Source organism: Pseudomonas sp. WMBT8, from assembly GCF_050916005.1.
In the GTDB taxonomy this organism is placed as follows: domain Bacteria; phylum Pseudomonadota; class Gammaproteobacteria; order Pseudomonadales; family Pseudomonadaceae; genus Aquipseudomonas.
Genome location: NZ_CP188096.1, coordinates 700,554 through 712,341, shown reverse-complemented (window position 1 = coordinate 712,341; position 11,788 = coordinate 700,554). Strand labels below are relative to the sequence as shown.

Below are 11,788 nucleotides of genomic sequence, written 5' to 3'. Positions count from 1 at the left end.
CCTTGTGCCTGTTGGAATCGGTGACTAGTCTGCGGTCCGTCACTGCTTATCAGTGATCGGGTTTAGTCGCCCGGATCCTATATGGCGCATGGTCTCATGAAGTTTCATGGTGGCTGTGCGTAGGGCACCTTCGGGTGCGCCGGTTTGCCATATGGCCGGTCGACTAACCTGCGTACAGCCGCCACCCTTCGTTTAGTCGCGACGGATGTCAGCTCCAAACCATATGGAGTTACACCATGCATAAGATTGTCCCCGACCCACCCTGCGACCTGCTCAACGACCGCGCCGCCTTCAGTCGCGCCCTCAGCCACTACCTACCGACCCAGGGCTTCCACTCCATCAGTGAAGAACTGAGTTTCGAAGACTCCCTGCTCTACACCGCCAGCCTGCTGAACAGCGCCTCGGCCACCGCGCTCGACTGTGGCGAACTCTTGCCCGGCGCCGAACGGGCCAAGGTCTTGGCCGTATGGCATTTGCTGGAGATCGCCAAGACCACGGTCGACCGCTCTATCGAGTGCCTGCATCCCCCGGCATAAACGCGATCAAAAAGGTGGGAGCGGGCTTGCTCGCGAATGCGGTGGGTCAGTCAATAGAGATGCCAACTGACCCACCGCATTCGCGAGCAAGCCCGCTCCCACATTTGGATCTGCGCCGCTGTTGAGGGCCAGTTACAATGCCGCTCCCCCAAGGAGCCCCCATGCCCACCTTACTCACCGACTGGCGCCACCGCCCCACTCACCGCCGTGTCTGGGCCCTGGCCGCGCCGATGATTCTGTCGAATATTTCGGTACCGTTGGTGGCGCTGGTGGACAGCATGGTCATCGGCCACCTGCCCCACGCCCATCAACTGGGTGCCGTGGCCGTTGGGGCCAGCCTGTATACCTTCCTGGCCTGGGCCATGGGTTTTCTGCGCATGGGCACCACCGGGTTTGCCGCCCAAGCCGCCGGGCGCAATGATGGCGCGGCGCTGCGGCAAATCCTGCTGCAAGGTTTGCTGCTGGCGCTGGGGTTGGCGATGGTGCTGGGCACGGTGGGCATTCCCCTCAGCCACCTGGCACTGGAGTGGATGCAGCCCTCGGCCGAGTTGAATCAACTGACCCGCGAATTCTTCCACACCCGCCTGTTCGGCCTCCCTGCCGCCCTGGCCACCTACGCCCTGGTGGGTTGGTTCCTGGGCACGCAGAACGCCCGGGCCCCGCTGGCGATTCTGTTGACCACTAACCTTGTGAATATCGCCCTGAACCTGTGGTTCGTTTTAGGCCTGGACTGGGGCGTGGTCGGCTCGGCGCGGGCCTCGGTGATTGCCGAATGGACCGGCGCCCTGCTCGGCCTGGCCCTCACGCAAAAAGCCCTGCGCGCCTACCCCGGGCACATCGCCTGGGCGGCGCTCAAGGTCTGGCAAAGCTGGCGCGCGCTGCTGGCGGTCAACCGCGACATCTTTATCCGCAGCCTGGCGCTGCAATCGGTGTTTTTCATGATCACGGTGCAAGGCGCCCGGCTGGGCGACGCCACCGTCGCGGCCAATGCCCTGCTGCTCAACGGGCTGTTGCTGACCGCCCATGCCCTGGACGGTCTGGCCCACGCGGTGGAAGCGTTGTGCGGCCACGCCATCGGCGCCCATGACCGCCAGGCCCTGCGCCGCTCGCTGGTCGTTGCCTGCGGCTGGTCATTGATCGCCAGCCTCGGGTTTGTGCTGTTGTTTACCTTCGCCGGCCACTTGTTTATCGCCATGCAGACCGATATCCCCAGCGTGCGCGAAACCGCCGATATCTACCTGCCGTACCTTGCGGTACTGCCGTTGATTGCGGTGTGGAGTTATCTGTTGGACGGCTTGTTTATCGGCGCGACCCGCGCGCGGGAGATGCGCAACGGCATGCTGCTGACGGTGCTGATTATGCTGCCGCTTGCCTGGGCGTTGCAGGGGCTGGGTAACCACGGGCTGTGGATAACGTTCCTGCTGTTTATGGCAGTGCGCAGTTTGACGTTGTGGGCGATTGCCTGGCGGCTGAATCGGCAGGGGCTGTGGCTGGCCGCACACTAATGTGGGAGCGGGCTTGCCCGCGATGACGGCAGATCAGTCAGCACCTGTATTGACTGATCCACTGCTTTCGCGAGCAAGCCCGCTCCCACACAAGCCCGCTCCCACAGCTTGGCGCTGTGCCTGCCGGTCTTAGGAAGACAGGTAGGACGAACGGGTCAGGCCCAGGCGTAGCGCATCCAGGAACTGGGTGCGTTCTGCCGCCGTGATCTTCGCGCTGGCGCACTTGTCACGGTAGTGGGTCATCAACTCCTCCGGCGACAAGTGCACGTAGCGCAGCATGTCTTCGATGGTGTCGTGGGTCTCGATCCCGGCGCTGTACACCGAGCCGTCCTCGCGCTGGTAGATGTTCACCGAATCGGTGTCACCGAACAGGTTGTGCATGTCCCCGAGGATTTCCTGGTAGGCGCCCACCAGGAAGATCCCCAGCAGGTAGTCCTCGCCTTCGTTCAAACCGTGCACCGGCAGGCTGGTCTCGATGCTTTGCTCGTCGACGTATTGCTTGATCTTGCCGTCGGAGTCACAGGTCAGGTCCTGCAGTACCGCGCGGCGCAGCGGCTCTTCGTCGAGGCGGTGCAGCGGCAGGATCGGCAAGACCTGGCCGATGGCCCAGGTGTCCGGCAGGCTCTGGAATACCGAGAAGTTGCAGATGTACTTGTCGGCCAGCTTGTCGTTGAGTTCGTCCAACACCTGGCGGTGCGAGCGCTGGCGGGCCTTGAGCGAGTTGTGCAGGCGGCGGCACACGGCGAAGTAGCACTGTTCGGCCAGGGCTTTTTCCGCGAGGGTCAGCTTGCCGTCGGCGTACTGGGCGGCCACGTCACTCATGTAGTGGGTGGCGCGCCAGTAGGTTTCGGTGACCATTTCAATGTCGGTCGGGCCCAGCAGGTCAACCAGCCATTGCACGGTTTCCGGCAGGCTCTCCTTGTTCTCGATCACCGGTACGTCGTCGTTGTGTTTCTCGACGTCGGTCACCTGCACCACCAGCATGGCGTGGTGGGCGGTCAGGGAGCGGCCGCTCTCGGAGAAGATGTTGGGGTGCGGCAGGTTCTGCGCGTCGCAGAATTCCTTGAGCATGCCCACCACCACGCCGGCGTAGTCGTCCATGTCGTAGTTGATCGAGCTGGCGTTGCGCGAGTGGGTACCGTCGTAGTCCACGCCCAGGCCGCCGCCGACGTCGATGTGGTCCACCGGCAGGCCGAGGTTGCGCAGTTCGCCGTAGTAGCGGATGGCTTCCTTGAACCCGTGCTGGTAGTCCGCTAGGTTGGCGATCTGCGAGCCCATGTGAAAGTGCAGCAGGCGGATGCCCTGGTCCAGGCCCGCGGCGCGGAAGCGCTCGACCACCGACAGCAACTGCGCCGCCGACAGGCCGAACTTGGACTTCTCGCCACCGGTGTCGGCCCATTTGCTCGACGCCAGGGACGACAGGCGCACCCGCAGGCCGACCTGTGGCTTGACCTTGAGGTTGGCGGCTTCTTCGATCACCAGGCCTACTTCGGACTCTTTCTCGATCACGATAAACACGTTGTGGCCCAGCTTCTGGCCCATCAGCGCGAGGCGGATGAACTCACGGTCCTTGTAACCGTTGCAGACGATGGTGCCGCCTTTCGGTGCCAGGGCCAGTACGGCCAGAAGCTCAGGCTTGGAGCCGGCTTCCAGGCCGATGGACACGTCCTGGGTGGCGATGATGTTCTCGATCACCGCTTCCTGCTGGTTGACCTTGATCGGGTAGAGCGCGGTGTATTTGCTCTGGTATTCCAGGCGCTCGATATTCGCGTCGAAGGCGCCGGTCAGTTGGCGCACGCGGTCTTGCAGGATATCCGGGAAGCGCACCAGCAAAGGCAGGGACAGGCCGCTTTTGCGCAGCTCATCCACTTGCTCGTACAAATCGATGGGCGAGCTGTTCGGGCCGTTCGGACGGACTTCAACGCGACCGGCATCATTGATCGCGAAATACCCGGCCCCCCAATGGCGAATCCCGTAAACACTGCGGCTGTCCGCAACTGTCCATTGGCTGCCATCGTCTTTGCGTGTGCGTCGTACGGACATCGAAGTCCCCTATATAAAGTCGAAGAGCGCCACCCAAGTCAGAGGCTGGCGCAGTCTAAAGAGTGAAAATGACGATTTGCCTGTGAGAGGGGTAGACCCCACTTGCAGGACAGAGTTTAGACACCGGTCAGGAACAGGCTCTGTGAAACCATGGAGACGACGAGCGCGCTCGTCGGTGCGGGTTTCACAGAGGCTGCTAGCCGCCGGATTTCTTCGCCTTGTAGCCGAGCTTGATCAACTCGGCCAACAGCAACTCGACGTGATCGCCCTGGATTTCGATGATCCCGTCTTTCAGGGCGCCACCGGTGCCACAGCGCTTTTTCAGCAGCGTGGCCAACTCCTTGAGTGGCTCGGCTGCCAGGGGCACGCCGGTGATGGTGGTCACCGTCTTGCCGCCACGGCCCTTGCTCTCGCGGCGTACGCGGGCAATTCCGTCACCTTCGGGAATCAGGGTCTGTTTACAGGTACAGGCGTCCACGGGCTGGCGACAGTCCGGGCAATGCCGACCTGCGTCGGTGGAAAACACCAGGCCACCAAGGGCGGCGAAGGATGCGGCTTTTTTGGCCACCGGCAATCCTCTTGGGAGGATGAAGACTGATCAGTGCCCGTCAACCGGCCACCAACCGCGAAGCCCCACTCAGGCAGGGGCAGCGCTACCGAACCGCTTAGGCCTACCCGCCCCTGTAGGAGCGAGCTTGCTCGCGAAAATCGTCAACGATAACGCGGGCATCCAGACAGCACGCGGTGACATTGGGTTTTTCGCGAGCAAGCTCGCTCCTACAGGGACCGAGGAAACGTTGGAGCGGTTCGGCTTGAAAAGTCGCGCAGTGTAACGGCAAAAAGCCTACTTGCTAAGAGCCAAATGGCGCCAATTTATGCAACTTTAGCGACGCGCAGCCAGATAGCGTTTTAAGGCGGCCAACGAGTCGGGGCAATAGGACTTTTGCTCGATATCGGCCAGCACCGCCTCGATGCTCATAAAGCGCGCTTCCAGCACCTCTTCGGGCTGCAATTGCAGCGGCCCGTCCCAGACCGCCGAGAACGCCGAGCACCAGAGCCGGTTGCCCGTGTCCTCGAAAAAGAAGTGGTCGTGGGCCGTCAGCTTTACACCGCTGACGCCCAACTCTTCTGCCAGCTCGCGGGCGGCCGATTGCTCATAGGTCTCGCCCGCCGCAACCATGCCCCCCGCCGCCACGTCCCAGTAACCGGGATAGATGGCTTTGCTCAGGGTGCGTCGATGCACGCACAGCTCACCTTTTGAGTTGAACAGCATGATGTAGGTGCCGCGCCCGATCAGCCCGCGCTCGCGCAGGTCGGCACGCACCAGGGCGCCAAGCAGGTTGTCCTGCTCGTCGACCCAGGCGATGTGCTCGGCATCCGAGGCCGCGCGGTGCGCGACCTCCTTGGCGCTATCGACCATGACTCAACCCTGGTTCAGCAGTTGACGCAGGTCGATCACTGCCGCGTTGGCGCGGGAGATGTAGTTGGCCATCACCAGCGAGTGGTTGGCCAATACGCCGTAGCCGCTGCCATTGAGGATCATCGGGCTCCACAGGGTTTCCTGGGAGGCTTCCAGCTCACGAATGATCTGGCGCACGCTGACGGTGGCGTTTTTCTTGGCCAGGACGTCGGCAAAGTCGACTTCGATGGCACGCAACAGATGGGACAGGGCCCACGCCTGGCCACGGGCTTCGTAGAACACGTTGTCGATTTGCATCCATGGGGTTTCCACCACTTCTTCATCGACCTGCGGCACTTCGCCCGGCGCCAGCGCTTCGGTTTTCAGCGCGGTGTTGAGCTTGACCCGGCCGACACTGGCCGACAGGCGCTGCGACAACGAGCCCAAGCGGGTGGCGACATCGCCCAGCCAGTTGTTCAGGTTGTCGGCGCGCGCATAAAACAGGGCGCCTTTCTGATTGGGGTCGGACAGGCGTGCCTGGTAGCGGCTCAGGGAGTTGATGCCTTCCTGGTATTCCGATTCGCTGGAAGGCAGCACCCAGCTTTTGTTGTCGAAGTTGAAACGCGGCTCGGCCTTGGCCAGGTCGGCGTCTTCGGCCGATTGCGATTGCGAGCGGGCGAAGTCCTTGCGCAGGGCACGGGTCAGGTCACGCACCTGCACCAGCACGCCATATTCCCAGCTGGGCATGTTGTCCATCCACAACCCAGGCGGGAAGCGGTCGTTGGAAATGTAGCCGCCAGGCTTGTTGAGCAGGGTGCCCACTACGGTCTTGACGGTTTCGACGGTGGTAAAGCCGATGACCATTTGCTTGCCGTCTTTTTCGGCGGCAATTTGCGCGTTTTGCTGGACCGGGAACAAGGCCGGCTCCTGGCTCCAATACCAACCCAGGCCACCGGTGACCAACAGGTAAATCACCACCAGGGTCAGCAGTGCCCGGCTCATCAACAGGTTACGAAAATAGCTGCGGGAGGCCGACTTGGGCGCAGGGCTTGGGCCTGGGGCGCTGCCTGCACGGTTTTTCCAGTCCAGCATGGCGGATATCCTTTCAGTCACTTGAGTTCAATAGCTACGACCACAACCCTACCCCATCGTGCCCGTCTGTGCGGGGCTTTTAATCAAGGTGGCGCAAAGCTGGCACTCAACTATAAAGGAAGGGCACTGATGCGCCTACGCGACCCGCCAGTCAGTAAATGAATCCCCGGGACCTTGCAGTTAATTGACGTATGACACTCGTGCGATTGAAAAGAGGTGCTAGCATAGAGCCACCAGTCGACCTCAGCATGCACCCTTACCTAGTAGTCAGGATATGACCGAGCCAGAAGACCCAAGCCGTGAGCGTCTCAAGCACCACTTTGCCCAGCGGGTAATTCATCAGGCGCGTCAAATTCTTGAGATCTGGCAGCGTTTGCAGCGCAGCGAATGGTCGAACGCCGAATTGAACGAACTCAGCGAGGCCAATCTGCGCCTGCTGCGTTTTGCCGAGCGCTTTGAACAACCCGAGCATGGCCAACTGGCCCGGCACATCATCGAGTCGCTCAAAGCGGTGGATGAAAACCGCGGCCGCCTGAGCAGCCACCTGATCACCGACCTCAACCGCTTGATGCAGCGCCTGTCACGAACCGGCCTGCGCCAGGGCGACCAGTTGGACCAGACCTTCCTGCCGCCGATGCGCAAGCCGATCTACGTGATGCTGGCCGATCACGACCGTGCCGAGCGCCTGGCCAAGCAGCTGGAATTCTTTGGCTTGAGCGCGCAGTCCCTGGACAGCGTGGCCGCGTTCCGCTCGTCCATGGCCGAACGCCTGCCGGCGGCGATTGTGATGGACGTGGACTTCTGCGGCGCCGGCCTGGGCCTGAAACTGGCCGCCGAAGCCCAGGAAGGCCTGGAGCAGAAACTGCCGCTGTTGTTCTTCAGCCTGCACGAAACCGACACCCCCACCCGCCTGGCGGCGGTGCGCGCCGGTGGCCAGGAGTTCCTCACCGGGACCCTGGAAGCCTCGAGCCTGCTGGAAAAAATCGAGGTACTGACCTGCGTCGCCCAGTACGAACCTTATAAAGTGCTGATCATCGACGACTCCCGCGCCCAGGCGATGCACACCGAGCGCCTGCTCAACAGCGCCGGGATCGTCACCCGCACCCTGATCGAGCCGATCCAGGCCATGGCCGAGCTGGCAGACTTCCAGCCCGACCTGATCATCCTCGACATGTACATGCCGGCCTGCACCGGTACCGAACTGGCCAAGGTGATTCGCCACAATGACCGTTATGTCAGCGTGCCGATCATCTACCTGTCGGCCGAAGACGACCTGGATAAACAGCTGGATGCCATGAGCGAAGGCGGTGACGACTTCCTCACCAAGCCAATCAAGCCGCGCCACCTGATCACCACCGTGCGCAACCGCGCCGCCCGCGCCCGCCATCTCAAGGCGCGGATGGTGCGCGACAGCCTGACCGGCCTGTACAACCACACCCATATCCTGCAACTGCTGGAAGACTGCAGCTTCCGCTCGCGCCGCGAGAACAAGCCGCTGAGCTTTGCCATGCTCGACATTGACCACTTCAAGCGGGTCAACGACAGCCACGGCCACCCCATGGGCGACCGCGTGATCAAGAGCCTGGCGCTGTTTCTCAAGCAACGCTTGCGCAAGACCGACTACATCGGCCGTTACGGCGGCGAAGAGTTCGCCATTGTGATGCCCGACACCGACCTGGACGCGGCCTGCAAAGTGCTCGACGAAATCCGTGGGCGCTTTGCCGAAATCCACTACCCGGCCCAGCCCCAGGATTTGTGGTGCACCTTCAGCGCCGGTGTGGTCGAGTTGTGCGACGGCTCCGACAGCCTGATGATGGCCGCCCAGGCCGACGAGGCGCTGTACCGCGCCAAGGATGCCGGGCGTAACCGGGTGCACGCCGCAGGCACCTCAAGGCAAAGTGCCACCTTTTCATCGGATTCCACTCAGTCCGTCATAACGCTGTAACGAAAACGCAATAACTTCAGGCACTTATCTTTCCGCCGTTGGTTGAAACCACGCATGCGCCTGAAGCTGCTGACGAATCTGAACACCCTTCTGCTGGTCGCCGTTTGCCTGGCCCTGGGCGCTACGCTCTGGTGGTCGCAGCGGGCCCTTGAGCGCCCGTACCTGTTGATGGAGCGCTACCTGGGCCTGTCCCAGGCCTTCCAGAACCAGACTGCGCGCAATATCGACGATTATCTTTCCAGCGGCGACGCCTTGCGCCTGAGCGCTGCCGGCCAGAGCCTGGAAAACCTGCTGCTGCACCTGGACGAGCTGCCGCCTGAGCTGACGCAAAAACTGCGGCCCGGCCTGCTCGACCTCGATGGCTTCAGCAAGACCGACCTGCTGGCCGCCGGCAAACTGGCCGGTGACCCACAAGCCCTGCTGCTGCAAGCCGAGCGGGAGTTGGGGGCCAATCTGGAGCAATTGAGCCAGTACGCCATCGGCGTCAGCTCAGTAGACGCGCCGCGTTATCTGCCGCCGTTGCTCGCCGCCTCCCAGCATCTGGGCCGACTGTCCCTGGCACGGGACAAGCTGGTGAGCAGCGGGCGCAGCGAACTGGCCGACGATGTAGAGCGCGAACTGGCCAATATCCGCAGCCAGGCTGATCTGCTTGGGCAACTGCCGCTGCTGGGCATGACCGCCAGCAGTGCCTCCAACAGCGATGATTTTTCGGCGCTGATGGGCCTGGAAAGCAGCGAAACCACAGCCGCCGAAGACACCGGCGTGGGCCTCAAGCGCGAGCTCAACAGCCTGCTCACACGCTACCCGGCCGAACTGACGCGCACCCGCGAGCAAATCCACAAACGCACTGAGCTGGCCGCCGCCACCCATCTGAAAATCGACACCGTGCAGCAAGCCATTGCCGCACTGGAGCCCGAAGTGCGCGCCCAGCACGCCAGAATCCAGGGCGAAGTGCGGGTGATCCAAGGCGTGATGATTGGCCTGATCCTGCTGATCGCCCTGCTCATCGACACCCTGCAACGGCGCCTGGCGCGGGTGCTGACCAGCCTGGCGCCGGCCCTGTCGACCTGGGCCGAGGGTGACTTCAGCCAAGAGATCGCCCTGGGTGCGACCAACCGCGAACTGCATGATATTGAAGCCTCGCTCAATCGCCTGCGGGCTTACCTGGTGAACCTGGTGGGCACTATTCGCACGAATGCCGAGCAAGTGGCCGGCAGCAGCCGCGCCCTGGCCGAACTGAGCGGCGGCCTGCATGACGGGGCCGAACGCCAGGCCGGGGACACTGCGCAAATCCGTGATTCATTGGGCGAGTTGGAGGCCACTATCCAGCAGGTTGCCGGTGACGCCAGCCAGGCTGCCGGGGCCAGCCGCAGTGCCGGCGAGGCCGTGGAACATGGCCAGCGGGTGATCGGCTTGAGCCTCACCGGCCTGCACGCGCTGGTGGGCGAAGTGCAAGACAATGCGCAGATGATCGAAAAACTCGCCGAAGAGTCCGCGACCATTGGCAGCGTGCTTACGGTGATCCGCTCGATTGCCGACCAGACCAACCTGCTGGCGCTCAACGCCGCCATCGAAGCGGCCCGCGCCGGTGAGGCCGGGCGCGGGTTTGCGGTGGTTGCCGACGAAGTACGCTCCCTGGCCCAGCGCACGGCAGGCGCCACCGCCGAGATCCAGACCCTGATTGCCGGCCTGCAGACCGCAGCCCGGCAATCGGTGGAAGGCATGCGCGCCCAGGTCGAACACGCCGAAGCCACCGCCCAGCAGGCCCAGGCGGCCGACGGCGCGCTGGATGAAATCGTCGGCGCGATCCAGACCATTTCCGACACCGCCACCCGGATTGCCGAGGTGACGGCCCAGCAGAGCGGCGCGGTCAGTGAAATCCGCGATAACAGCGAGCGCATCCACCAGTTGGGCGAGGACAACCTGCTGCGGATCGGCCAGGGCCGCCGCCAGGGCGAGCATCTGTTGGTGCTCGGCGGGCAGCTTAATACGGCGGTGCAGGCATTTCGCGTCTGACGCCATCTCCCGCCCCATGAAGATCAAATGTAGGAGCTGGCTTGCCTGCGATAGCGGTGGATCAGTAGCCGATTAGTCGCCTAGCACACCGCTATCGCAGGCAAGCCAGCTCCTACAGTCGATCTTCATTGCTTTCCAGACCGTATTACCAATGACCGAATCGTGCGCCCCAGTCACATACTTTGCGCAATCCTCGCTAATCGTGCTGGCTATTGCAGAGAACTGGACAGTCACAAAGGCTTTGCGGCATAGTCGCCGGGTTCTGACGTACCTACCTCCAATAACAAGGAACAGCCGATGGCGACCTTACTGGTTCTGCACGGACCCAACCTGAACCTGCTCGGCACCCGCGAACCGGGTGTGTACGGTGCAGTGACCCTCGAACAGATCAACCTCGATCTCGAACGACGGGCCCGTGAAGCCGGCCACCATCTGCTCTACCTGCAAAGCAATGCCGAGTATGAATTGATTGATCGCATTCACGCCGCGCGCAGCGAAGGCGTGGACTTTATCCTGATCAATCCCGCCGCTTTTACGCACACAAGCGTTGCATTACGTGACGCGCTGCTGGCGGTGAGCATCCCATTCATCGAAGTGCATTTATCGAACGTGCATAAACGCGAAGCTTTCCGCCATCACTCTTACTTCTCCGACGTAGCGGTAGGAGTGATCTGCGGCCTTGGCGCCAGCGGTTACCGACTGGCCCTGGAGGCCGCCCTGGAACACATTGAAGAACAGGCTATACGCCCCTGACCGCCCCTTGGGAGTTGATGATTCATGGATATCCGTAAAGTTAAGAAACTGATCGAACTGCTGGAAGAATCCGGTATCGACGAGCTGGAAATCAAGGAAGGCGAAGAGTCCGTACGGATCAGCCGTCACAGCAAGACCCCGGCCCAACAGTTCTACGCGCCACAGATGCAAGCGCCGGCGCCAGCCGCTGCTGCTCCAGCCGCCGCACCTGCTGCTGCCGCTGCACCTGCCGCACCAGCAGCGCCTGTGCTGAACGGTTTCGTGGTCAAGTCGCCAATGGTCGGTACTTTCTACCGCACCCCGGCACCGACCTCGCCAGCCTTCGTTGAAGTGGGCAAGACCGTGAAAGTGGGCGACACCATCTGCATCGTGGAAGCGATGAAGATGATGAACCACATCACGGCCGAAAAAGCCGGCGTCATCGAATCCATCCTGGTAGAAAACGGTCAGCCGGTTGAGTACGACCAGCCGCTGTTCACCATCGTTTGAACCGCGGAGC

The 11,788-nt window shown here is 62.3% G+C and carries 9 protein-coding genes and 1 pseudogene; 6 read left to right on the top strand and 4 right to left on the bottom strand.

The window, feature by feature from the left end:
- Positions 1-236: 236 nt before the first annotated feature.
- Complete coding sequence (locus ACO77H_RS02995; RefSeq protein ID WP_432754983.1) at positions 237-536, top strand: DUF6124 family protein; 300 nt, start codon at positions 237-239, stop codon at positions 534-536.
- 161 nt (positions 537-697) lie between these two features.
- Positions 698-2,041 (top strand): MATE family efflux transporter, encoded by a 1,344-nt coding sequence (locus ACO77H_RS02990; protein WP_432754982.1) that lies wholly within the window; start codon positions 698-700, stop codon positions 2,039-2,041.
- A 129-nt stretch (positions 2,042-2,170) separates the two neighbouring features.
- On the opposite strand, the gene speA is transcribed toward ACO77H_RS02990, so the two are convergent.
- The 4 genes from speA to ACO77H_RS02970 form a co-directional block, all read right to left on the bottom strand.
- Positions 2,171-4,084, bottom strand: coding sequence for an arginine decarboxylase (speA, locus tag ACO77H_RS02985; protein ID WP_169952043.1), 1,914 nt, complete (start codon positions 4,082-4,084; stop codon positions 2,171-2,173).
- Between the two features lie 196 nt (positions 4,085-4,280).
- Positions 4,281-4,652, bottom strand: a complete 372-nt coding sequence (locus tag ACO77H_RS02980; RefSeq protein ID WP_169897394.1) for a translation initiation factor Sui1 — start codon at positions 4,650-4,652, stop codon at positions 4,281-4,283.
- A 315-nt stretch (positions 4,653-4,967) separates the two neighbouring features.
- Positions 4,968-5,504 (bottom strand): NUDIX hydrolase, encoded by a 537-nt coding sequence (locus tag ACO77H_RS02975; RefSeq protein WP_169952045.1) that lies wholly within the window; start codon positions 5,502-5,504, stop codon positions 4,968-4,970.
- Between the two features lie 3 nt (positions 5,505-5,507).
- Entirely contained in the window at positions 5,508-6,575 is a 1,068-nt protein-coding gene (locus ACO77H_RS02970; protein ID WP_169952047.1) for a DUF2333 family protein, read from the bottom strand.
- Between the two features lie 274 nt (positions 6,576-6,849).
- Between ACO77H_RS02970 and ACO77H_RS02965 the strand changes: the two genes are divergently transcribed.
- The 4 genes and pseudogenes from ACO77H_RS02965 to accB all read left to right on the top strand — a co-directional run bounded on the left by ACO77H_RS02965 (position 6,850) and on the right by accB (position 11,778).
- Complete coding sequence (locus ACO77H_RS02965; RefSeq protein ID WP_115127297.1) at positions 6,850-8,520, top strand: response regulator; 1,671 nt, start codon at positions 6,850-6,852, stop codon at positions 8,518-8,520.
- A 1,500-nt stretch (positions 8,521-10,020) separates the two neighbouring features.
- Positions 10,021-10,536 (top strand): annotated as a pseudogene (locus tag ACO77H_RS02960) (methyl-accepting chemotaxis protein); the annotation flags it as partial.
- A gap of 297 nt (positions 10,537-10,833) precedes the next feature.
- On the top strand, positions 10,834-11,289 hold the full coding sequence (gene aroQ, locus ACO77H_RS02955; RefSeq protein ID WP_170042526.1) for a type II 3-dehydroquinate dehydratase: 456 nt from the start codon (positions 10,834-10,836) through the stop codon (positions 11,287-11,289).
- A gap of 24 nt (positions 11,290-11,313) precedes the next feature.
- On the top strand, positions 11,314-11,778 hold the full coding sequence (accB, locus tag ACO77H_RS02950; protein ID WP_029297651.1) for an acetyl-CoA carboxylase biotin carboxyl carrier protein: 465 nt from the start codon (positions 11,314-11,316) through the stop codon (positions 11,776-11,778).
- Positions 11,779-11,788 lie beyond the last annotated feature (10 nt).